Source organism: Streptomyces sp. NPDC001549, from assembly GCF_042894025.1.
Taxonomy (GTDB): domain Bacteria; phylum Actinomycetota; class Actinomycetes; order Streptomycetales; family Streptomycetaceae; genus Streptomyces; species Streptomyces kutzneri.
On sequence record NZ_JBIAVJ010000007.1, the window covers coordinates 1 to 22,778 of the forward strand.

Genomic DNA, 22,778 nt, shown 5'->3' on the forward strand with positions numbered 1-22,778 from the left:
ATCCACCGAAGTGGACGGGGTATCAACTTCTGGCGTTGATTTTTGGCACGCTGTTGAGTTCTCAAGGAACGGACGCTTCCTTTGTACTCACCCTCAGCACATCGGCTGGGGCTTTCCTCCGGGCTTTCGTTCTGTTCTTGCGTTTCCGACTCTATCAGACTCTTTCGTGTCCGACTTCCTCGGCGCTTTCCAGGTTATTCGCTTTCGCGCTTTCCCTTTCCGGCGGTTCCGACTCTATCAGCGATTTTCCTTCTCCCTGACCACTCTCGCATTACCGAAAAGGCATACGAAAAGAAGGGGATCAAGATCGATGCTGAAGAGGAGGAGTCCCGTCCATCGGCCGTTCGCGAGAAGTTCACACGAGGCGTCCTGGCGGGAGTCACGACAGTACAGCTCTGGGGGTGCCCAAGCAAATCGATTCAGGCGTATGGTCTAGTCCACCGGTCTAGTCCACTAGTCTCCGTGCCAACGGAGACGCCCGGATCAGGACCTACATCGGGCGAACCCGAACATCTAGTGCCATATCCTTCTGAAGAGTACGCCGTTCGCGACAGGTAGTGACGGCGACACGAAGAGCCCCACCCCTGGGAGGCCCCCATGACCAGCGTGACGTCCCCACTTGCCGGGCGCGCCATCGGACTCGCGGCAGTGCCCGATCCGGTGTTCTCCGGCGCGATGGTGGGACCGGGCACCGCTATTGATCCCGTGCGTGAGCCGTCGGAGGCGGTGTCCCCCGTCGACGGTGTGGTCGTCTCCCTGCACCCGCACGCGTACGTAGTCGTCGACAGCGAGGGGCACGGTGTACTCACGCACCTCGGGATCGACACGGTCCAGCTCAACGGCGAGGGCTTCGAGCTCCTCGTGAACAAGGGCGACACCGTGACCCGCGGCCAGGCCGTCATCCGCTGGAACCCCGCCGCTGTCGAGGAAGCCGGCAAGTCGCCGATCTGCCCCGTCGTGGCGCTGGAAGCGACGGCCGAATCCCTCTCCGACGTCGTCGAATCCGGCGACGTAAAGGCTGACGACGCTCTCTTCAGCTGGCAGTGACGCGTCCGCCTGTACAGGCGAGTCGTACATCCACCGCGGCGGCTCGGCCCGCCGCTCAATCGGAGACGGGTGAAATGGAGACAACGCTGCGAGGCGTCGGCGTGAGCCACGGGGTGGCGATCGGCGAGGTGCGGCACATGGGCACGGCGGTTCTGGAGCCGCCGGCCAGGCAGATCACCGCGGATGAGGCGGCGCGCGAACAGGGGCGCGCCCGTCAGGCCGTGAGTGCCGTGGCGGCCGATCTGGTCGCGCGTGGCCAGCTGGCCGGTGGCGAGGCCCAGCACGTGCTCGAGGCCCAGGCGATGATCGCCGAGGACCCCGAGCTGATGGCGGACGTCGACCGGCGGATCGCCGTCGGCAGCACCGCGGAGCGCGGTGTGTACGACGCGTTCGCCGCGTACCGCGACCTGCTCGCGGGGGCCGGCGAGTACATGGCCGGCCGGGTGGCCGACCTGGACGACGTACGCAACCGCATCGTGGCGCGGCTGCTGGGTGTGCCGATGCCCGGCGTGCCCGACAGCGACGAGCCGTACGTGCTCATCGCGCGGGACCTGGCTCCCGCCGACACGGCGCTGCTCGACCCGGCGCTCGTCCTCGGTTTCGTGACCGAGGAGGGCGGGCCGACCAGCCACAGCGCGATCCTCGCGCGGGCGCTCGGCGTGCCCGCGATCGTGGCGCTGCCGGGTGCCGGTGAGATCGCCGAGGGCACCATGATCGCGGTGGACGGCAGCACGGGTGACCTGTTCGTGGACCCGTCGCCGCAGAAGCGGGCCGAGCTCGAGGCCGCGGCCGCCGAGCGCAAGGCGGCTCTGGCCGCGTCGTCCGGTCCGGGTGCGACCTCCGACGGTCACAAGGTGCCGCTGCTGGCCAATGTGGGCGGTCCCGCGGACGTGCCGGCCGCCGTCGAGGCAGGGGCGGAGGGTGTGGGTCTTTTCCGCACCGAGTTCCTGTTCCTGGACGACAGCAAGAAGGCGCCGTCCGAGGAGAAGCAGATCGAGTCCTACCGCAAGGTGCTCGAAGCCTTCCCCGAGGGCCGTGTCGTCGTGCGGGTGCTCGATGCCGGCGCCGACAAGCCGCTGGACTTCCTGACGCCGGGCGACGAGCCCAACCCGGCGCTGGGTGTGCGCGGGCTGCGCTCGCTGCTGGACCACCCGGACGTGTTGCGTACGCAGCTCACCGCGCTGGCCAAGGCGGCCGAGGGGCTGCCGGTCTACCTCGAGGTCATGGCCCCGATGGTCGCCGACCGGATCGACGCCAAGGCCTTCGCGGACGCCTGCCGGGAGGCCGGTCTGAAGGCGAAGTTCGGCGCGATGGTGGAGATCCCTTCCGCCGCGCTGCGGGCACGCTCCATCCTCCAGGAAGTCGAGTTCCTGTCGCTGGGTACGAACGACCTGGCCCAGTACGCCTTCGCCGCCGACCGTCAGGTCGGCGCCGTCTCGCGGCTCCAGGACCCGTGGCAGCCGGCGCTGCTCGACCTGATCGCCATGTCGGCGGATGCCGCCAAGGCGGAGGGCAAGAGCTGCGGTGTCTGTGGTGAGGCCGCTTCCGATCCGCTGCTGGCCTGTGTGCTGACCGGTCTGGGTGTCACCTCTCTTTCGATGGGTGCCGCTTCGATTCCTTATGTGCGGGCAACGCTCGCCAAGCACACGCTGGCCCAGTGCGAGCGTGCCGCGGCGGCGGCTCGTGCGGCGGACAGTGCCGAGGAGGCCCGGGTGGCCGCGCAGGCGGTGCTGTCCGGCGAGTAGCCGGAGGATGTGGTGCGGTTGCGAGGGGCCTTCGCCGGTGGCGAGGGCCCCTCGGTCCGTCCCGGACCGGTCAGTGGTGCGGTCCGGGTACGTCTACCTCGTAGCCCGGGCAGTATTCGACGCCCGATTCGGGGGCGACGGGGTCTCCGGTGTCGGCGTCGGTGCAGTAGGCGTTGAAGACGGCCGCGGCCGACAGGGCGGTGAGCCGGCCGCGGTCCAGGCGCCAGCCGTGGACCCGGTCCCCGCGGCCCTCACCGGTGGTGCGGACCACCAGTCCCCCGGTGCCGCCGAGGGCGAGTCCCGCGGCGAGGACCGTCACGAAGTCGAGGCCTTCCCGGCTTTCGATGCGGGGCGGGGTGTCCGGGTCGCCGGTGGTGTCGGCGTGCAGGACTGCGACGAGTTGCCGGGCCTCGGTCGGGATGCTGCAGACGAAGTGGTGGTGGCCGGGTCCGGCGCCGGCCACGAGGCGTTTGAGTGCGTCGGTGGCGCGGTCGAAGGAGGCGTGGCCGATGTCCTCGCCGCAGTCCGCGCAGTGGCCGACCTCGGCGAGGAGGCCGGTGGCGTACTCCCAGGTGGCCCGGCGGAGCGCTTCGTCGACGAGGAGTGGGACGAGCTCGTCGATGGGCTGGCCGCCGTAGGGCAGGAGGGCGCCGCTGCCGGCCAGCTCGGCGGTGAAGCGGGCGCGGGTTTCGGCGGTGTCCGGGTCGAGGCCGGTCTCCCCGCAGAACTCTGCGTACTCCTCGGGGTCGAAGAGGGCGACGGTGGTGTGGATGCCCTGGGCCGCGAGGGACCTGAGCAGGCCGTCCACGTGGTGGAGGTAGTCCTGGTGGTCGTCGAAGGTGAAGCTGCGGTAGCCGCGCATGGCCGCGAAGTCCCCGGCGTCGGCCAGTAGGCCGACGGTGCCGGGGACCTCGCGGCGCAGCAGGCGGCGCCGGTCGGTGGTGCGGGTGCGGGTCCGGTGCGTGCCCGTGGGCGTACCGGTGTCGTTCTTGCGTGGCATGGCTCCCCCTGAGTTCGCAATCACTTACTCACTCAGAGTAACCATCACCACTGACAGTGGCCTCAGCCGCGGGTGCGGGCCAGCTCCTCGTAGAAGTGGAGGAGGTCGAGGTTGTCGACGGATCCCGGGTTGACCGCCTTGGCGAGCGGGGCGCCCTGCAGGAGGCGCTTGACCGGGACCTCGATGCGCTTGCCGGTGAGGGTGTGCGGGATGCCGGGGACCTCGATGATCTCGTCGGGGACGTGGCGCGGGGAGAGTTCCTCGCGGATCGTCGCCTTGATCCGGGCGCGCAGGTCGTCGTCGAGGGTCGCGCCGGGGACGAGGTGGACGAAGAGTGGCATCCAGTAGCCGCCGTTCGGCTCCTCCAGGCCGATGACCAGGGATTCCTTGATCTCGGGGAGGCGTTCGACGGCCTCGTAGATGTCGGCGGAGCCCATCCGGACGCCCTGGCGGTTGAGCGTGGAGTCGGAGCGGCCGTGGATGATCACCGAGCCGTGGTCGGTGATGGTGATCCAGTCACCGTGGCGCCAGACGCCCGGGAACATCTCGAAGTAGCTGTCGCGGTAGCGGCTGCCGTCGGGGTCGTTCCAGAAGTGGATCGGCATGGACGGCATGGGGTTGGTGACGACGAGTTCGCCGACCTCGCCGATGACCGGCTTGCCGGAGGGGTCCCAGGCCTGGAGGTCCGTGCCGAGGCAGGCGGCCTGGAGTTCACCGATGTGCACCGGGAGGGTGGGAACGGCGCCCGCGAAGCAGCTGCACACGTCGGTGCCGCCGCTGACGGAGGCGATCCAGAGGTCTTCGGCGACCTCCTCGTGGAGCCAGCGGAAGCCGTCGGGCGGGAGCGGGGAGCCGGTGGTGGCCACGCACTTCACGGCGGAGAGGTCGAAGTCGCGGGCCGGGTGGACCTCCGCCTTGCTGCAGGCCATGACGTAGGCGGCGGAGGTGCCGTACAGGGTGGCGCCGGTGCGCTCGGCGATGCGCCACTGGGCGCCCGTGTCGGGGTAGCCGGGGCTGCCGTCGTAGAGGACGACGGTCGTACCGGTGAGCAGGCCCGAGATGAGGAAGTTCCACATCATCCAGCCGGTCGAGGTGTACCAGAAGAACCGGTCCCCGGGGCCGAGGTCGCAGTGCAGGCCGAGCTGCTTGAGGTGTTCGAGGAGGATGCCGCCCTGGGACTGGACGATGGCCTTGGGGAGGCCGGTCGTACCGGAGGAGTACAGCACCCAGAGGGGGTGGTCGAAGGGGACCGGCTCGAAGACGGGCTCGGTGTCGCCCGAGGTCAGCGCGGACCAGTCGAGGGCGCCTGCGGGTGCGGGCGTGCCGAGGAGCGGGATGTGGACGACGGCGCGCAGGGAGGGGAGGTCGGCGCGGAGCTCGGCGACGGTGTCGCGGCGGTCGTGCTCCTTGCCGCCGTAGCGGTAGCCGTCCACGGTGAACAGGACGACGGGCTCGACCTGCTGGAAGCGGTCGAGGACGCTGCGGGCTCCGAAGTCGGGGGCGCAGGAGGTCCAGACCCCGCCGACGGCGGCGGTGGCGAGCAGGGCGACGGCGGCCTCGGGGATGTTGGGGAGGTAGCCGCTGATCCGGTCGCCGGGGCGTACGCCGAGGGCGCGCAGTTCGGCCGCGAGCGAGCCGACCTGGCGGCGGAGCTCTGCCCAGGTGACGGGGACGGGCTCGTGGGTCTCGTCGACGTACAGCAGGGCGGCGTCACCGGCGCGGGCCGGGTCCTCGGCGGCGCGCAGGGCGTGCTCGGCGTAGTTGAGGGTGGCTCCGGTGAACCACTGGGCGCCGGGCATGGACCGGTCGGCGAGGACGGATGTGTACGGGGTGGTGAAGCGCACGTCGAACCACTCGGCTACGGCCTGCCAGAAGGTGTCGAGCTCGTCGACGGACCAGCTGTGCAGGGCGGGGTAGCCGCCGTCTGCGGGGGCTCCGTGGCGCTCGGCGGCCCAGGCCTGGAAGGCGGTGATCCGGGCCGCGGAGATCCGGTCGGGGCCCGGCGCCCAGAGGGGTTCCGGCTGCGTGGCTGAGGTCATGGGTCGGCTCCCGGTCAAGTCTGCGGCTCGCGCTTCGTGTGCGTACGGTGCCGTCGCGCGGGGGTGTGGGCGCGGCGGCTCACAGGGACCATGCCATGTGATCGTCCGCTGCACCAGGGCTGTCCTGGCGGGTCGGGTGATCGGCATGGGGATGCCGCCGGCGGGTGAACGGCAGTTGAACGCCGTCCCCTGGGCCGGGGGCCGGTGGCAGGGTGAGCGGCATGGACGGTCGTGATCTGGTACGTGCGGTGAAAGACATCGGTACGGAGCGCGGTCGGCGCGCCTGGCGCTCGGCGTGGCGCCACCGGCGCTCGGACGCGGTGGGGCTTCCGCGCCGGGGCGCGGAGCGGGCGCGCGTGCCGGGGCTGCTGACCGGTACGGAGGCCCGGCCGGGCGGGGGCGTGCTGCGGTTCGCGCGCTCCGAGCTGCTGGTACGGGTGATGGTGGGCGGCGCGGTGTTCTGGAGCTGGGACGGGGCCGGGCCGACGCCCTCGTACGCGGTGGTGGGCGACGGCCCCGAGCCGGATCCGCGGGCGGTGCTGGAGCCGGACACCGGGGGCGGCTGGCGGGTGGTGTCGGAGCGGGTGACGGTGGCGGTGTCGCGGCACGGGGCGCTGGAGGTGCGTACGCCGGGCGGGACCGTGCTGCGGCGGGAGGCGCCGCCGCGGTGGTGGGAGCCGGTGGATCCGCGGATGGGCGCGGCGCGGTGGCTGCAGCGGAGCGAGGTGCCGGCGGACGCGCGGTTCTTCGGGCTGGGCGGGCGGGCCGCGGGGCCGCGGCTGCGGGACGGGGCGTACCGGCTGTGGAACACGGATCCGAAGGGGGGCTTCGGGCCGGGGGTCGATCCGCTGTACCTGACGATGCCGGTGCAGCTGGTGGTGGCGGACGCGGGGACGCATCTGGTGTTCCACGACAACTCGTGGGACGGGCGGGTGGTGCTGCACGAGGGCGAGGAGGGCGCCGGTTCGGGGGCGGACCGGCCGGGGGCGAGCGAGCTGCGGATGGAGGGCGGGCCGCTGCGGTGCTGGGTGCTGGTGGGGACGCCGGCGCGGGTGCTGCAGGGGTGGTCGGGGCTGACGGGCGCGGCCGCGGTGCCGCCGGAGTGGGCGCTGGGGTACCAGCACGCGCGGTGGGGCTTCGGGAGCGCGGACGAGGTGCGGCGGGTGGTGGCGGGGTACGCGGCGCGCGGGCTCGCGCTGTCGGCCGTACACCTGGACATCGATCACTACGACGGGCACCGGGTGTTCACGGTGGACGCTGGGCGGTTCCCCGATCTGCCGGAGCTGGCGCGGGAGTTGGGGGAGCTGGGGGTGCGGCTCGTGTCGATCGTGGACCCGGCGGTGAAGGCGGGCGACGGGGTGCACGCGTCGGGGCTGACGGTGGGGCCGGGCGGGGCCTTCGTGCGGGACGCGCGGGGCGGGGAGGTGCGCGGTGAGGTGTGGCCGGGCGAGTGCGCGTACCCGGATTTCACGGATCCGGCGGTGCGGGAGTGGTGGGGCGGGCTGTACGAGGAGCGGCTCGCGCAGGGCTTCGCCGGTTTCTGGCACGACATGAACGAGCCGGTGTCCTTCGCGCCGTTCGGGGACACGACGCTGCCGAGGTCGGCGCGGCACGCACTGGACGGGGCGGGCGGTGACCACCGCGAGGGGCACAACGTGTACGCGCTGGCGATGGCGCGGGCGGGGTGGGAGGGGCTGGTGCGGCTGCGCCCCGCCGAGCGGCCGTTCCTGTTCTCCCGGTCGGGGTGGGCGGGGATGCAGCGGTACGGGGGCACGTGGTCGGGAGATGTGGAGTCCAGCTGGGAGGGGCTGCGGGCCTCGCTGGCGCTGGTGCTGGGGCTCGGGCTGTGCGGGGTGCCGTACTCGGGCCCGGACGTCGGCGGGTTCGGGGGGTCCCCGTCGCCGGAGTTGTACGTGCGGTGGATGCAACTGGGGGCCTACCTGCCGCTGTTCCGGACCCACTCGGCGATCTGGGCGGGGCGGCGGGAGCCGTGGGAGTTCGGGCCGGAAGTGGCGGAGCAGGCCGGGGCGGTGATGGCGGAGCGGGAGCGGCTGCGGCCGTACTTCGTGACGCTGGCCCATCTGGCACGGCGGACGGGCGCCCCGTACGTGCGGCCGGTGTGGTGGGGGACGCCGGAGGAGCGGCGGTTGCGGGACTGCGAGGACGCGTTCCTGCTGGGTGATGCGCTGCTGGTGGCGCCGGTGCTGGAGTGCGGGGCGGACCGGCGGGCGGTACGCCTGCCACGGGGGCGCTGGTACGACACGGCGACCGGGGCGGCGCACGAGGGCCCGGGCCAGATCCTGCTGGACGCACCGCAGGGCCGGATCCCGGTGCTGGCGCGGGCGGGGGCCGTGCTGCCGGTGCGGGCCGCTTCCGGCGACGGGGTGGAGCTGGAGGTCTGGGCTCCGGCGCGGGGGCGCACGGGGGGCGGGGTGGTGATCCGGGACCCGGGGCCGGGCTTCGAGGCGGGCGAGGTGGAGCGGTACACCGTGCGGTGGCTGGGGGACGCGGTGGTGGTGGAGGACGAGGCGGGGAACCCGGTGGAGGGGGTCGCCGTACGGGGCCTGTAGGCGTGCGGGGCCGGTAGCCGTACGGGCCCGTGGTGCCGCTGCCACCTCCGCCTCCCGCCCTCCCACCTCCGCCTCCCGCCCTCCCGCCTCCGCCTCCGCCTCCGCCTCCGACGGATGCGCAACCATTTGTTGCGCATCCGTCGGAGGAGGGTTAGCTTTATATGCAACCGAAGGTTGCGAAAGGAAAGGTGGAGACGGCCATGGAGTACGGGAGCATCGAACGCGAGCTGCACATCGAGGCCTCGCCCGAGGTGGTGTTCGAGGTGCTCAGCAGCCCCGAACACATCCGGGAGTGGTGGAGTGCCGAGACCACCGCGTTCGAGCCGGCCGCGGGCGCGGCGGGCCGTCTCACGTGGACGGACCAGGACACCGGCGGGCACCAGTCCGCGCCGTTCACGGTCGTCGAGGCCGACCCGCCGCGGACGTTCTCGTTCCGGTGGACCTACGACGAGACGGAAACGGAGCCGGTGGGTCCGGGCAACTCGCTGCTGGTGACCTTCGAGCTCGTCCCCGCGGGGACGGGAACCATGGTCCGTTTCCGCGAGAGCGGCTTCCGCGAGCGGGGCTGGGAGGCCGCCGTGCTCGAAGCCCACTACAACGACCACCGGCAGGGCTGGGACTTCTATCTGCCGCGCCTGGTCGCGACCGCCGACCGGCTGGCGGCCGCGCGATGAGCACCGCCGTCGACGACGACCTGTGGTCCGCGATAGGTGACCCGACCCGGCGCCGGATGATCGACCTTCTGCTTGCCGACGGCCAGGGGACCGCGACGACCCTCAGCGCGCACCTGCCGGTGACCAGGCAGGCCGTGACCAAACACCTGGCCGTGCTCGACCGGGTCGGACTGGTCCGGTCCGCGCCGGCGGGACGGGAGAAGCGCTATCAGGTGGACGAGGCCCAGCTGGCCCGGGCCGTGGCGCAGCTGAACTCGGTCGGCGAGATGTGGGACGCCCGCCTGCGGCGCGTCAAGAGCCTCGCCGAAGCGATCCAGCGGGCCGAGAACGCGAAGAAGTGACACGGAGAAGTGAGGAGAGCGAGATGGTGGACATCCTGCACCGGGTAGGCATCACGGCGACCCCGGAGAAGGTGTACGAAGCGCTCACCACGGTCGAGGGCCTGGCCGCGTGGTGGACGACCGACACGAGCGGAAACGGCGACGGCGTCCTGGAGTTCCGGTTCGGCGACGTCGGCGGCTTCGACATGAAGGTGCTCGACCTGCGGCCGAACGCGCGGGTGCTGTGGGAGGTCGTCGACGGCCCGGCCGAGTGGGTCGGGACCACGGTGAGCTTCGAGCTGACCCAGGACCGCGAGTGGACGATCCTCATGTTCGCACACGCGGGCTGGCGCGAACCGGTCGAGTTCATGAACCACTGCAGCACCAAGTGGGCGATCTTCCTGATGAGCCTGAAGTCCCTGGTGGAGACGGGCTCCGGCGCACCGCATCCGCGCGACGTACAGATCAGCAACTGGCACTGACCCCGGCCCCGCTGTGCCCGAGGCTGCGAGCGGCCTCGGGCACAGGGCGGCGGGCTCAGGCGTACTTGCCCGCGAACCAGGACGCCGCCGCCTGGGTGTGCAGGGGGAAGGCCAGTACCGACGGGGTGCGCAGGATGTGCCAGCCCGTGGTCTCGTCCGTCGGCTTCGATTCGGGCAGGTCGGCGGCCGGACGGACCGGGAGGAGGCCGAAGAGGAGGAGGTGGCCCGCCGGGGAGCTCAGGGCGTCGGCCAGGACGACCTCCGAGGCCGGGGCCGTGATGCCGGTCTCCTCGCGGAGTTCGCGGACGATCGCGTCGCGCCAGTCCTCGCCGAAGTCGATGAAGCCGCCGGGGAGGGCGACGCCGCCGAGGGCCGGTTCGATGGTGCGGGTGATGACCACGAGGCCGGTGCCGTCCGCGTCCTCGACGGGGAGGAGGGTGACGGCCACCGGGAGCGGGTTGCGGTAGGCGGTCGCCCCGCAGGCCGTGCAGGTGCGGGGCCACGCAGGGGTGGAGTACGGGGCTCCGCAGGTGGAGCAGTGCGAGTCCTTCAGCTGTGCCGGCATCCGGCGATGGTATGCCAAGGGGCATGGGGATGAGGGCCGTTGCGGGGCTCCCGGGGCTTGCCGGAGACTGTCGCCCGCGTGCGGCCGTGAGTAGCGTGCCCGCATGACTTTCACCTCGTACGAGGAATTCTGGCCGTACTACGTCGCGATGCACTCGCGCGCCGCCACCCGCTGGATCCATCTCACCGGCACCCTCACCGGCCTGGCCGTGACCGTGTACGGGCTGACGCGCGGCCGCCGGCGGTACCTCGCCGCCCTCCCCCTGATCGGGTACGGGACCGCCTGGCCCGCGCACTTCCTGATCGAGGGGAACAATCCGGCCACCTTCGGCCATCCCGGATGGTCGCTGCGCGGGGACGCGCAGATGATCCGGATGATGCTGGCCGGGCGCGACGCGGAGCTGGGCGAGATCGCGCAGAAGTGGCTTGCCGAGAACCCGTGTCAGGGCCGGTCACCCGTGGCAGACTCCTGACGATCCGTCAGATTACTGACCAGGGAGGGGCATCGTGGCACGCACACGCACACCCGTCGTGAGCCGGTGGTTCACCGAGGACGCGCCGGACGGCGGCGGCTTCCGGCTGCTCGGCACCCGCTGCACGGCTTGTACCGCGGTGTTCTTCCCGCGCGAGGACGCGTACTGCCGCAATCCGCACTGCCCCGGCGGCGGTGAACTCGCCGAGGTCCCCCTCTCGCCCCGCGGCCGGGTCTGGTCCTACACCGACGGGCGCTACCGGCCGCCCGCGCCGTACGTGTCCGACCCGGCCGCGCCCTGGGAGCCGTACACCCTGGTCGCGGTCGAGCTGGAGGCCGAGGGGATGGTGGTCCTGGGGCAGGCCGCGCCCGGGGTGGGGGTCGCCGATCTGGCCGTCGGCATGGAGGTCGAGGTGGTCGGGGGCGTGCTGAACGAGGATGCCGGGACCCCCGGGACCCCCGGGACCGTCTGGACCACCTGGCAGTTCCGGCCGGTGGAGGGCGCCGAGTGAGCGCCGACATCGCCGTCCTCGGGGCCGGTATGCACCCCTGGGGCAAATGGGGCCGCAGTTTCGTCGAATACGGGCGGGCCGCCGCGCGGGCGGCGCTGGCCGACGCCGGACTGGACTGGACGCAGGTGCAGTCGATCGTCGGCGCCGACACCGTGCGTTCCGGCTACCCCGGCTACGTGGCGGGCGCCACCTTCGCCCAGGCGCTCGGCTGGCAGGGCGCACGGGTCACCAGCGTGTACGCGGCCTGCGCGTCCGGCGCCCAGGCCATCGGAGCCGCCCGCGCGCAGATCCTGGCCGGCCTGGCCGACGTGGTGCTCGTGGCCGGCGCGGACGCCGCGCCCAAGGGGTTCTTCGCCCCGGCGGGGGGCGACCGGCCCGACGATCCTGACTGGCTGCGGTTCCGCGTGCTCGGTGCCACCAACCCGGCCTACTTCGCGCTCTACGCCCGGCGCCGGATGGCCCTCCACGGGGACACGCTGGAGGACTTCGCCCAGGTCAAGGTGAAGAACGCGGCGGCCGGTCTGCTCAATCCGTACGCCCGCTACCGCAAGCAGGTCACCGCGGAGGAGGTCGCGGCCTCGGCGGTGGTCGCCGATCCGCTCCGGCTGCTCGACATCTGCGCCACCTCCGACGGGGGCGCGGCCCTGGTGCTCACCAGCATGGACTTCGCCCGTGCGCACGGGGTGGCCGATCCGGTGCGGATCCGGGCCGTCTCGACGGTGACGCCCACCTATCCGCGGTCGGTGCTGGACCTGCCGGACATCGCCACCGACTCGGCGGTGGCGGTGGCCCCGGCGGCCGGGTCGTTCAGGTCCTCGATCGCGCGCGCCGCCTACGAGGAGGCGGGGCTCGGTCCGGACGACCTCTCGCTCGCCGAGGTGTACGACCTGTCCACCGCCCTGGAGCTGGAGTGGTACGAGGACATCGGGCTGTGCGGGGAGGGTGAGGGGGCGAAGCTCGTACGGGAGGGGGCGACGGCGCTGGGCGGCCGGATCCCGGTCAACACCAGTGGCGGGCTCGCCTCCTTCGGGGAGGCGGTGCCGGCGCAGGCGATCGCGCAGGTGTGTGAGCTGACCTGGCAGTTGCGCGGTACGGCCGGGGAGCGGCAGGTGCCCGGTGCGCGGGCCGGGATCACCGCGAACCAGGGGCTGTTCGGGCACGGGTCGGCCGTCGTCGCCGTGCGCTGAACTGCCGGTGTTGTCCGAACGCTTGACGGCCCCCGGCGGCAGGTTCACACTCGCTCCACAGTCCCGCGCCGCGACCGGGACCCTGGTCCCCCCGTGAGAGCTGCGGCCCGTACCCCAGTCGGCGGGGGTACGGGCCGCCTCCGTGTCAGGCTCCCGCCGAAAGGCTCCGGCGGCGCTCGCGGGCCAGGGACATCGCGTGTTCCACGACCCCCACCAGCACGTCCTTCACGGATTCCCGGTCCCGTGCGTCGCACAGCAGCACCGGTACCCCGGGGTCGAGGTCCAGTGCCGTCCGTACGGTCACCACGGGGTGCCGGTCGGCTCCGTCGAAGCAGTTGACCGCGACGACGAACGGGATCGCGCGCCGCTCGAAGTAGTCGATGGCGGCGAAGCAGTCGGCGAGGCGGCGGGTGTCCGCCAGGACGACGGCGCCGAGCGAACCCTGTGCGAGCTCGTCCCACAGGAACCAGAAGCGGTCCTGCCCGGGCGTGCCGAACAGGTACAGCACCAGGTCCTCGCGGAGCGTGATGCGCCCGAAGTCCATGGCCACGGTGGTGGTGCTCTTGCCCTCCACTCCCCCGGTGTCGTCGACACCGACGCCCGGCTCGGAAAGCCGTTCCTCGGTGCGCAGGGGTCTGATTTCGCTCACCGCGCTGACCAGGGTGGTCTTGCCCACCCCGAAGCCGCCCGCGACCAGGATCTTCAAGGTCAGCGGCTCGACCGGCGACACCGCGTGCATGGCACCGGTGCGGCTAAAGCGCCCGAAGGCCATCGATCACCTCACGCAGAATGGATTCATCGGGCAGTTCGGCCGGTGGAACCGGCCTGGTCACGTGGACCAGTTCCTCGTCGACCAGGTCGCCGATCAGGACGCGGACGACCCCGACGGCGAGGTCGAGATCGGCCGCGAGTTCGGCGACCGACTGCGGTCGGCCCCGGCACAGCCCGAGGATATGGGCGTGTTCCGGGGAGAGGGTCATGTCCCAGACCGGATCGTCGGCCGCCGGTTCGGCGACGACGAGTGCGATCAGGTCGAGTCGGTGCTGGCCCGCATGGCTGGTCCGGCCGCGGGTCATGGCGTACGGGCGGACGACGGGCCCCGCGTCGTCGTCGAACCAGTGCGCGTGGTCGGGGTCCAGGTGGTCGGGGTCGGAGTAGGACGGGTCGACGGTGAAGCCGGCCGGAATTCCGGTGGGGTGGTCCTGGCCTGAATCGCTCATGCCTTACGACTCACCCTCCGGCTGGCAGCCCGGTGCGCGGGGCGGTCGCCAGGTGATCGCCGACGCGCTTGACCATCAGCGTCATCTCGTACGCCACCTGGCCGACGTCGGAGTCGGCGTCGGCCAGAACGGCCAGGCAGCTGCCGTCGCCCGCGGCCATGACGAAGAGGAAGGCCTCGTCGAGCTCGACCACGGTCTGGCGGACCCGGCCGGAGTCGAAGTGCCGGCCGACGCCCTTGGCCAGGCTGTGGAAGCCGGAGGCGACCGCCGCCAGGTGCTCGCTGTCCTCGCGGGTCAGGTCGTTGGAGCTGCCGGTGGGCAGGCCGTCGCCGGAGAGGACCACCGCCTTGCGGATGGAGCCGACCCGGTCGACGAGCTCGTCGAGGAGCCAGTTGAGCGGGCCGGAGCCGCGGCCCCTGGTGTCGTTGCCGGTCTGCGGTGCGGTCATCGACCGTCCCCTTCGTTCTCGTTCGCGGGACCGTCGGCGGCGGATGTGCCTGCCTCGGTCTCGGACTTCTGCTGTGCGTGCTGGTTGCGGCCCGCCGTCCAGCCGCGCTGGAGTGCGGACATGCGCGTACGTACGTCATCCGCGTCGCGGTCGGCCGCCTGGTCGGGGGCGGCTTCGGCGGGTGCGGCGGACGGGGACTTCTTGAGCTGGGGCGCCAGGCTGGCCTGGCGGACCCGGCGGGGCAGCCCGCCGATGCCGGGGCCGGGTGCGGCGGCCGTGTCATCGGGTCCGGCCGTGGAGGCCGGGGAGGGCTGCGGGACCACGGACACCGGGCGGGGCTCCACCCGGCGGCCGTGCTCGGCGACCAGAGTCGGGGTCGGGCGGCGCCGCGGCAGCGGTACGGCGGCGCCCTGGGAGCGGGGGCCGTCCGGACGCGGGGTCTCCACGCGCTGGGTGTCCAGCCGGACCGGGCCGGTGGGCGCGAGCGACTCGCGGTCGCGGTCGCCCTTGCGGGAGCCGCCGCGGTCCGTGTGCCGGTCGGTGTGCGGCCGGTCCGCCGGGCGCAGGCCCAGGAGGGCGCTGCGCGGGATGCCGTTCGGCGGGGTCTCGTCGTCGAGCGTCGCCATGACCGGGCGGTCGGCGGCGCCGATGCGGCTCGTGATCGCCGTGGGGGCGTCGTCGAGCGCGGCGGCGTCGAGGCCGTCCAGCCGGTCCAGGCCGCCGGCCGGGAGCGGGGCCTCCAGCTCGACCGGTCCGCGCAGTTCGGCGGCGGGCAGCTGGCGACCGGAGGGTGCGCGCTCCATGGCGGCGGGCGCGGGCCGCTCGGACCCGGCGCGGCCGAGGTGGCCGGCCTTGTCGGACCTGAGGGGCTTGGCGGCGGCGCGGGCACCGTCGAACCGCGCGCCCGCGCCGTTGGTCTCGGGAGCCTCGGTCAGCAGGGCCGCGGGGAGGAAGAGCACCGCGGTGGTGCCTCCGTACGGGCTGGGCTGGAGGACGACCTTGACGCTGTGGCGCTGTGCGAGGCGGCTGACGACGAACAGGCCGAGGCGGTCGGTGTCGGAGAGCTCGAACTCGGGGGTCTCGGCGAGCCGGAGGTTCGCGTCGAGCAGCGCTTCCGGGGTCATGCCGAGGCCGCGGTCGTGGATCTCCAGGGTGAAGCCGTTGGCGACGCGTTCGCCGTGCACCTGGACCGCGGTGTGCGGCGGCGAGAACACGGTGGCGTTCTCCAGGAGTTCGGCGATGAGGTGGGTGATGTCGGCGACGGCCGGGCCGACGATGCCCAGGCGCGTGAGCCGGCGTACCTCGATGCGCTCGTAGTCCTCGACCTCGGCGACGGCGGCGCGTACGACGTCCATCAGCTGGACGGGCTTGCGCCACTGGCGGGAGGGCGCGGCGCCGGAGAGGATCACGAGGCCCTCGGCGTGCCGGCGCATACGGGTGGTCATGTGGTCGAGGCGGAAGAGGTCGGCCAGTTCCTCGGTGTCCTCGGTACGGCGTTCCATGGTGTCGAGGAGGGTCAGCTGGCGGTGCAGCAGCACCTGGTTGCGGCGGGCCAGGTTGACGAACACCTCGGAGACGCCGCGGCGCAGGTCGGCCTGCTTGACGGCGGCCTCGACGGCGGCGCGCTGGAGGGTGTTGAGGGCCTGGCCGACCTGGCCGACCTCGTCCTTCTCGTATTCGAGGTGGGGTGCCTCGGTCTCCACGTCCACGTGCTCGCCCGCGGCGAGGCGGCGCATCACGCTGGGCAGCCGGACGCCGGAGGCCTCGTGGGCCTCCTTGCGCAGCCGGGACAGGTCGCGGACGAGGTCGCGGCCGATGCGTACGGAGAGCACCAGGGACACGGTCAGGGCGAGGAAGCCGAGGATGCCGGCGGCGGCGGCCTGGACCATGACGTCCATGGCGACGGGCTCGATGCGCTCCTGGTAGCGGTTGCCGGCGTCGGTGTTCATGGCGGCCAGGTCTTCGAGGACCTTGGTGGAGGCCTCGTCCCACTGGGCGGCGGTGACGCTGCGCGGCTTGTTGACGGCGCCGCCGGCTATGAAGCGTTCCTCGGCGTCGCGCAGGGGCTGGGTCTCGGGGTCCTTCCAGAACTTCTCGAAGCGCTCCCGGTCCTCGGCGGGGAGGGTCACGAGGGTGAACTCGTAGAGCAGGCTGCGGTTGGCGGCGAAGTCGGAGACGTGGCGGACGTCGGGAGCGGTGACGTTGCGCGCGGCGAGGGCCGAGGCGATGACGGCGTCCTCGCGGGAGAGCAGTTCGCGGGCGCGGCTGATGCCGACGAGTGCGCGGCCTTCCTTGTCCACCTCCACGTTGTCCAGGCCGTGGAGGTTCATGAGGAAGTCGTAGCAGGGGTCGACCAGCCGGTTGTAGAGATCCAGGGCCTGCGTGGGGTCCACGGCGTTCTGGTCGACGGAGCGGCGCATGGTGCCGATGCCCTGGAAGGCGGCGACGATCGAGCGCAGGCGCTGGGCGCTCTGCGGGCTCAGCTCGTCGATGACCTTGGCGTCGCGGGCGCTGACGCTGATCTGCTCGACGGCCAGGTCGGTTTCGGCGCGGCGCTTGGTGAGTTCGGCCGTGGCGGTGGCGGCCCGGGGGTCGCCGAGGACGACCAGAGTCTGGCGCCGTTCCTTCTGGATGACGCGGACGACGTCCTCGACGGGGTAGCCGACCTTGTCGATGATGTAGGCCACGTCGAAGAGTTGGACGGCCTCACGGCCGGTGATGACTGTCGCGAAGCCCCAGAGGGCGGTCAGGGAGACGAGCGGCACAAGGAGCAACGCCACGATCTTCCGGCGGATGGACTTCCCGCGAAAGCGCATGGCCTCCCCAGCCTCCCCCAGGTCAACCCCGTTACCGGGGGTCGGTGTTCCGTCATTTAAACGGCGTGAGCCTACTACTGCTGCGGGGCAGCTTCGAAGGCGTGTCCGGACGTTTTCGGCCTGACCCTGGGAGGAAGATCACCAGTTGTCCGACACTTCCGGTCAACTGCGGCCCGATATGTGGCAGATGACACTCCGTGGGGCGTCGGCTCCCGCAACCCGATGGATGGCTGGAATTGTTCGTTCCGCGATCATTCCGGGCCGTGAGGGTATCCGCGATCCGGGAATCTCTCGGCACCGCCGAACGTCTGTCTGTTCGAGGGAGCACGTCGGAGCGGACGTGAGGGGTGGACGTGGTGGGCAGACGTGGCAAGTAGGCAGGGCGAGCAGGCATGACGGACCGCGCGGTGGGGAGTGAGCGGACCATGAGCAGTGACGAGGGCGGCGGCGCGAGTGCGGGCCTGGGGGCCGGTGCGGCCGGGCGGGGACTGTGGGTCGAGGAGCCGGCCCGGCGGCGCCGGATGCCGGATTCGGTACGGACCTCCGCGGTGCGGGCGGTGCTGATCGTGGCCGTGACCCTGACGCAGGCAACGATCACGTTCTTCCTGACCCTGACCGGGTCCTGGCTGGCCCTCCCGATGGGGCTCGGCGCGATAGCGGGGACGATCGTGGCCACCTGGGGCGTGCTGGACGTGTGGATCACCCGGCAGACCTGGAACCAGCGGTACGGGGTCCTGTCGGAGCCGAGCAGCACGGCACGCAGCCGCCGCCGGGAGGCCTCCCGGGCCTCCCGGGCGGCCCGGGAGGCCCGGAAGGCCGCCACGGGCCGAATACCCCGCGAGGACGGCCCTCTGGCGGCCTCCGGCCGCTATTCCGCGCGCTGACGCCCTCGTACCGGCGTCCCCTCGCGTCAGGAAACGCCGCTGCGGCGGAACATGCGGGTTGCCGTGATCTCGCCGTGGATGGTCTCCGTCTCCGCGGACTGCTGCGGCAGCCCCGGGCGCAGGTGCTCCTCGACGCTGATGTACTTCAGGCCCGCCCGCAGGTCCGCGTCGTTGCGCAGGCGGATCACCAGCGGGAACTCGGCAAGGGCCGTGGTGTCGAACAGGCCGGTCGTGTAGAGCAGCTGGACGCCCAGCGCGTCGGAGACGGCCCGCTGGAGCTCCAGCAGGTACGTGGCGTTGGCGCGGCCGATCGGGTTGTCGAGGAACAGCGTGCCCGCGTGCCGGTGTTTGTCGCGGCCGCGGTCGTTGCTGCGCAGCGCCGCCATCGTGCAGTACAGCGCGATCGCGGCGGTCAGCAGCTGCCCGCCGGAGAACACGTCGCCCATCTGCCCCACCGGCACCCGCTCGGCGCGCAGCACCGCGTCCGGCTTGAGGATCTCCACGGAGATGCCCTTGGGCTCCAGGGCCGCCTGGACGCCCCTCAGCAGCAGGGACATGCCGTCACGGCGGCCCTCGCCGAAGGAGGCGCTGCTGTTCTTCTTCACGGCCGCGCGGGTCGCCTCGTCGATGACCTCGCCGAGCCGCTCCGTGAGCGTGGCCTGGTCCGGCTCCTCGAAACGGATCCGCAGGAACTCCTGGCCCGACCATTCACCGAGGCCCTCCGGGAGCTGCGAGAGCCGCTGCGCGGAGCGGAGCGTGGCCAGGGCCGATTCGACGAGGCCGCGCAGGCGGTCGACGATGCTGTCGCGGTTGCGCTCCAGCTGGGCCAGTTCGTCGGTGAGGACGCGCAGCCGGGGCGCGAAGGCCGCGGCCCAGGCCGCCGCGTGCTCGGGCAGGGCGGAGGCGGGCAGTTCGCGGATCTGCTGGCGCGCGGGGGTGCGTACCTGCTCGTAGCGGGTGGCGTTGGCGTGCCGGACCAGGATGTCGCTCGCCTCGCGCACCGCGGACTCGGCGGCCGAGAGGTCGGCCGAGCAGCCGCGCAGGGAGCGGCGGGCCTCGGTGGCGGACCGGCGGGCCTCCTCCAGAGTGCCCGCATGGGGCACCGGCTCCTGCTCGTCGTCCTGGTGGGTGTGGTCGCGCAGCAGGTCCCGGAGCATCGCCGCGGTCTCGTCGAAGCCGCCGGCGCCGTCCTCGGCGGTGCGGTGGGCGCGCAGCAGGTCCGCGTGGGCGGCCCGGGCGCTCTCCACGGCCGCGCTGTGGGCGGCGAGCTGGGCGGTGGCCGTACGCAGCAGGGCCTGGGCCTGTTCGACGTCCTCGGGGACGAGCTCCCCGGGGAGTTCGGTGTGTGCCTCCCCCTCGGTGGGCGCGTGCCGTTCGGCCTCGCCGCGCAGCCGGCCGAGCTGCTCGCTGGCGGTGGACGCGCGGGTCTCCAGCATCTGCACGAGGGACTCGGCGCGGGCGGCCGCGGCCTGCCGGGAGGGGCCGTCGGCACCGTCGGTGCCTTCGAGGAGCTGGGCGGCCCGGGTGCGGACCTTGTTGGTGAGGCGGTCGAGTTCGGCCAGGGCGGCGCTCTCGTCGCTCTCGGCGCGGGCCTGTTCGGCGCGCAGGTCGGCGCCGACGCCGACCTTCTCGTAGAGCTGGGAGGCGGCGCGGTAGGCCTCGCGCAGGTCGGGCAGCGGGGCCCGGGGGCCGTCACCGTCGCTGTCGGGCAGCTGGTCGGGGGCGCCGGCGATCTCGGCACGTTCGGCGCGCAGGGCGCGGGCGGTGCGGCGGGCGTCGTCGGCGGCGCGCTGGGCGGCGCGGCGGTCCTCGTCGGCGGCGCGGGCCCGGTCCAGGCACACCTCGGCGCGGGCCTCGGACTCGGCGGCATCGTCGGCGAGTTCGCGGAGCCTGGCCTGCCAGCCGGCGCGCTCGCGCAGCCGGAAGGCGAGCCCGGCGAGGGCGTCGGCGGCGCGGCGGGCGCGCTGGGCGGCATCCTGGCGCTCCTCCCGGACCCGGGCCGCGTCGGCGGCGGCCTCATCGGCCTCGGCGCGTACGGTACGGGCCTCCGCGAGCTCGGCGTCGGTCTCCTCGGCGAACATCCGGGCGGCGGCCGCCGCTTCCGCGAGTTCGGTGAGGCGGCCGGGCGGGCAGCCGGTGCGCCAGGAGCCGAGGCGGGCGGCGAGCTCGCGGTCACCGCCGAGGCGGGCCGCGAGGTCGCGGATCTCGGTGTCGCGGGCGGCGGCGCGGGCGCGCAGCGCCTGGCGCTCCTCGTCGGCGGCGTGCTCGTCGTGCATGGCCGGGTTCGGCGGTACGAGGAACACCCCGGAGTCGTCACCGGCGTCGGCCGGCGGCAGCGGGGCCAGCAGTGCGGCGGCCGTGCCGACGGCGACGGTGGAGCGGGGCAGCAGGGCGGCGCCGGAGAGGACCTCGCGGGCCCGGCCGTGGGTGTCGGGGTCGGTGATGACGACGCCGTCGACGAGTTCGGGGCGGGCGGCGAGGACGGCGGCGTGGTCGGCGGGGTCCACGGACTGGGCGAGGTAGCGCCAGCCGGGGAGGGCGGGAATGCCGTGCTCGCCGAGGTACTCCACGGTGGCCAGGACGTCCGGGCCGGGCGGCAGCAGGCCGCCGTCGCCGAGGGCGCCGAGGATGCGGGCGTCGTCGGCGGCCGCGGTGCGCAGCTCGAAGAGCTGGCGTTCGGCCGCGGCGACCCCGTCGGTGAGCAGGGTGCGCAGGTCGTCGGCGTTGCGGTCGAGGTCGGCGACGGTGAGCCCACCGCCTCCGGCGGCGTCGGGGCGGCCGGCGGGACCGGCCGGGGCCGGACCGTGCCCGGCGGATCCGTGCGCGGCCGGTCCGTGCGCAGCCCCGGCCGACGCGGCCTGCGCGCCGGAGCCCGCGAAGGCGCCGGAGGTACCGCTCTGCGTGCGCGGGTGGGGAAGGAAGGAGGCGGGGACCGACGGGAGCCCCAGCAGCTCGGCCAGGCGCGGGGCGGTGGCGAGGGAGGCCGCGGCCCGGTGCTCCGCGTCGTGGGCGGCCTCGGCCGCGTCGGCGGCGTCCGCCGCGCGGGCGGCGGTGAGCTCGGCGCGGGATTCCGCGGCGGCGGCCTCGCGGGCGGCCTCGGCGGTGGCCCGGGCGGCTTCCCGGGACTCGTCCCAGGCGGCCACGGCGGTCTTCTCGGCGTCGGTGGCGGCGAGGGCCGCGCGGGCCGGGTCGGCGTCGGGGGCGGTGTCGTCGAGCCAGCCGGCGCGGACGGCCTCGGCGGTCTCCTGCTGGACCTCGGCCAGCCGCGAGCGCAGGTGCTCGGCCTCGCTGCGGGCCCGCTGGGCGGCCGTGGCGGCGGCGGTGGCGTCGCGGTGGGCGTCCTCGCCGGTGGCCTGGAGGGCGGCGGAACGCTCCTCCTCCTCGTTCGCGAGCCGCTCACCGTGCTCGGCGGCGGTGTGCAGGGCGCGGACGAGCTCGCCGGCGGCGGTGGCGCGGGCGGCCAGCGCCGGGGCGGCGTCCCGCTCGGCCTCCAGGATCGCGGCGGCGACGCGGGCGGAGCGGTCGGCGGCGGCCCGGTGGCGCAGCACGTTCTCGGCGGCCTGCCACGCGGAATGCAGGGTCCGGGCTTCGAGGAGTTCGCGGCGCTGGGCCGCGGCGGCCTTGTCGGCGACGGTCAGGGCCAGCGAGGCGTGCCGGTAGGCGAGTTCGGCGGAGACGGCGGCGCTGCGGGTGCGCGCGGACTCGGCGGCGGTGACCTGGTGGGCGGCGCCGGTGACCTGCTGGGCGAGTTCGGCGGCCCGGCCGCGCTCCTCGGCGGCACGGGCGGACAGCCGCCGGGCGAGGGTGCGCGTACGGCGTTCCGCGCCCGCGTGCACGTCGCGCAGCCGGGCGCGGGCTCCGGCGGCCTCGACGATGCGGGTGAGCAGGTCCACCGAGCCCGCCGTGAAGTCCCGTTCGGCCATGAGCTCGGCGCGGCGGCCGAGCTTGTTGCCGAAGCCGTGGACGAGGTCGGCGAGACCGTCCGTGTCGCGGGTGTCGGTGACGGCGCGCAGCAGGAGGTCGGTGAAGTCGGAGTCCTTCTTGACCGCGAAGAGGCCGGCCGCCTCGCCCTCGTCGGCGTTCATCTCGCGCTGGTAGCGGAAGAGTTCGGGGTCGAGGCCGAGTTCGGTGAGGTGCTCGTTCCAGCGGTCGTGGATCTCCTCGAAGTACACCTCCAGGTGCGGGTACGCCTTGCCCGCCTCGGTCAGGGAGTCGCGGAAGCCCTTCATCGTGCGGCGGCGGCCCTGGGCGCCGGAGGCGCCTTCGACGGGCGGGCGCACGGAGGTGGCCTCGGCGACGGGCAGGCTGTCGAGGCTCAGGCCGGGGCCGGGGCGGAAGGAGTACCAGGCCTCGGCGAACTTGCGCGGGTCGTTGGAGACCTGGCGTCCGCGCCATTCGCTGACCTTGCCGACGACCACGCACTCGCCGGTCTGGGTGTGCTGCCACTCCAGGGCGACGTGACCGCAGTCGTCGGCGAGCAGGAACTTGCGCAGGACGCCGGAGCTGGCGCCGCCGAGGGTATTGCGGTGACCCGGGAGCATCACCGAGAAGATCAGCTTGAGGAGGACGGACTTGCCGCCGCCGTTCTCCAGGAAGAGCACACCGGCGGGCGCGGGCCGGCGCGGCGGGCCGGTGGGCTCGTCCTCGAAGAACTCCGCCTGGGTCGGAGCCGGGTGGGGCACCGGCTCGCCGACTCCGCGCAGGTCGAGCACGGTGTCGGCGTAGCGCGCACCGGCGGGCCCGATGGAGTAGAGGCGGATCCGGGACAGCTCGTACATGGCGGCGGACTCTCGTGGTG

19 protein-coding genes are annotated in these 22,778 nt (G+C 73.2%); 11 read left to right on the forward strand and 8 right to left on the reverse strand.

The annotated features are described in order from the left end of the window. The 3 genes from ACFY04_RS13940 to ptsP all read left to right on the forward strand — a co-directional run. A partial coding sequence (locus tag ACFY04_RS13940; protein WP_389116547.1) for a hypothetical protein occupies positions 1-260 on the forward strand: 260 nt, incomplete at its 5' end. A gap of 337 nt (positions 261-597) precedes the next feature. Further along, positions 598-1,047, forward strand: coding sequence for a PTS glucose transporter subunit IIA (locus ACFY04_RS13945; protein WP_373040016.1), 450 nt, complete (start codon positions 598-600; stop codon positions 1,045-1,047). A gap of 74 nt (positions 1,048-1,121) precedes the next feature. Then, a complete protein-coding gene (ptsP, locus tag ACFY04_RS13950) occupies positions 1,122-2,792 on the forward strand; it encodes a phosphoenolpyruvate--protein phosphotransferase (RefSeq protein ID WP_389116549.1) in 1,671 nt (556 codons plus the stop codon). Between the two features lie 70 nt (positions 2,793-2,862). On the opposite strand, the gene ACFY04_RS13955 is transcribed toward ptsP, so the two are convergent. Beyond that, positions 2,863-3,792, reverse strand: a complete 930-nt coding sequence (locus ACFY04_RS13955) for a hypothetical protein (RefSeq protein ID WP_389116551.1) — start codon at positions 3,790-3,792, stop codon at positions 2,863-2,865. Between the two features lie 62 nt (positions 3,793-3,854). After that, positions 3,855-5,831 carry an acetoacetate--CoA ligase gene (locus ACFY04_RS13960; protein WP_389116553.1) on the reverse strand — a complete coding sequence of 659 codons (1,977 nt, stop codon included), beginning with the start codon at positions 5,829-5,831 and terminating at the stop codon, positions 3,855-3,857. 221 nt (positions 5,832-6,052) lie between these two features. On the opposite strand from ACFY04_RS13960, the gene ACFY04_RS13965 reads away from it, so the two are divergent. The 4 genes from ACFY04_RS13965 (at position 6,053) to ACFY04_RS13980 (ending at position 9,877) form a co-directional block, all read left to right on the forward strand. Then, positions 6,053-8,401, forward strand: coding sequence for a TIM-barrel domain-containing protein (locus ACFY04_RS13965; protein ID WP_389116554.1), 2,349 nt, complete (start codon positions 6,053-6,055; stop codon positions 8,399-8,401). A gap of 188 nt (positions 8,402-8,589) precedes the next feature. Further along, positions 8,590-9,075: an SRPBCC family protein gene (locus ACFY04_RS13970; protein ID WP_389116556.1), complete on the forward strand. Its 486-nt coding sequence runs from the start codon at positions 8,590-8,592 to the stop codon at positions 9,073-9,075. Continuing rightward, positions 9,072-9,416, forward strand: a complete 345-nt coding sequence (locus ACFY04_RS13975) for an ArsR/SmtB family transcription factor (protein WP_389116558.1) — start codon at positions 9,072-9,074, stop codon at positions 9,414-9,416. The genes ACFY04_RS13970 and ACFY04_RS13975 overlap by 4 nt, the downstream gene beginning before the upstream one ends. Before the next feature lie 23 nt (positions 9,417-9,439). Continuing rightward, positions 9,440-9,877 (forward strand): SRPBCC domain-containing protein, encoded by a 438-nt coding sequence (locus ACFY04_RS13980; RefSeq protein WP_389116559.1) that lies wholly within the window; start codon positions 9,440-9,442, stop codon positions 9,875-9,877. 55 nt (positions 9,878-9,932) lie between these two features. On the opposite strand, the gene ACFY04_RS13985 is transcribed toward ACFY04_RS13980, so the two are convergent. Then, complete coding sequence (locus ACFY04_RS13985) at positions 9,933-10,442, reverse strand: NUDIX domain-containing protein (protein WP_389116562.1); 510 nt, start codon at positions 10,440-10,442, stop codon at positions 9,933-9,935. 103 nt (positions 10,443-10,545) lie between these two features. Here ACFY04_RS13985 and ACFY04_RS13990 point away from each other — a divergent pair, with 103 nt between their 5' ends. Genes ACFY04_RS13990 through ACFY04_RS14000 form a run of 3 tightly spaced genes read left to right on the forward strand, consistent with a single transcriptional unit; the run spans position 10,546 to position 12,612 of the window. Then, positions 10,546-10,914, forward strand: a complete 369-nt coding sequence (locus ACFY04_RS13990) for an Mpo1-like protein (protein WP_389116565.1) — start codon at positions 10,546-10,548, stop codon at positions 10,912-10,914. 34 nt (positions 10,915-10,948) lie between these two features. Continuing rightward, on the forward strand, positions 10,949-11,425 hold the full coding sequence (locus ACFY04_RS13995) for a Zn-ribbon domain-containing OB-fold protein (RefSeq protein WP_389116567.1): 477 nt from the start codon (positions 10,949-10,951) through the stop codon (positions 11,423-11,425). Continuing rightward, on the forward strand, positions 11,422-12,612 hold the full coding sequence (locus ACFY04_RS14000; protein WP_389116569.1) for a lipid-transfer protein: 1,191 nt from the start codon (positions 11,422-11,424) through the stop codon (positions 12,610-12,612). The genes ACFY04_RS13995 and ACFY04_RS14000 overlap by 4 nt, the downstream gene beginning before the upstream one ends. 145 nt (positions 12,613-12,757) lie before the next feature. On the opposite strand, the gene ACFY04_RS14005 is transcribed toward ACFY04_RS14000, so the two are convergent. The 4 genes from ACFY04_RS14005 to ACFY04_RS14020 are packed head-to-tail and all read right to left on the reverse strand — an operon-like array spanning position 12,758 to position 17,096. Further along, positions 12,758-13,384, reverse strand: coding sequence for an ATP/GTP-binding protein (locus ACFY04_RS14005; protein ID WP_030016310.1), 627 nt, complete (start codon positions 13,382-13,384; stop codon positions 12,758-12,760). After that, complete coding sequence (locus ACFY04_RS14010; protein WP_314253769.1) at positions 13,365-13,832, reverse strand: DUF742 domain-containing protein; 468 nt, start codon at positions 13,830-13,832, stop codon at positions 13,365-13,367. Before ACFY04_RS14010 ends, ACFY04_RS14005 begins: the two co-directional genes overlap by 20 nt. Positions 13,833-13,842: 10 nt before the next feature. Continuing rightward, a complete protein-coding gene (locus ACFY04_RS14015) occupies positions 13,843-14,280 on the reverse strand; it encodes a roadblock/LC7 domain-containing protein (protein ID WP_329388063.1) in 438 nt (145 codons plus the stop codon). Next, entirely contained in the window at positions 14,277-17,096 is a 2,820-nt protein-coding gene (locus ACFY04_RS14020; RefSeq protein ID WP_389116571.1) for a nitrate- and nitrite sensing domain-containing protein, read from the reverse strand. Before ACFY04_RS14020 ends, ACFY04_RS14015 begins: the two co-directional genes overlap by 4 nt. A 425-nt stretch (positions 17,097-17,521) precedes the next feature. On the opposite strand from ACFY04_RS14020, the gene ACFY04_RS14025 reads away from it, so the two are divergent. Then, the gene (locus ACFY04_RS14025; RefSeq protein WP_389116574.1) at positions 17,522-17,980 is read left to right on the forward strand and encodes a hypothetical protein; all 459 of its coding nucleotides are present in this window, start codon (positions 17,522-17,524) and stop codon (positions 17,978-17,980) included. 26 nt (positions 17,981-18,006) lie between these two features. Here the strand turns inward: ACFY04_RS14025 and ACFY04_RS14030 are convergent, their stop codons facing one another. Beyond that, positions 18,007-22,758 (reverse strand): hypothetical protein, encoded by a 4,752-nt coding sequence (locus tag ACFY04_RS14030; RefSeq protein WP_389116576.1) that lies wholly within the window; start codon positions 22,756-22,758, stop codon positions 18,007-18,009. Between the last annotated feature and the right edge of the window lie 20 nt (positions 22,759-22,778).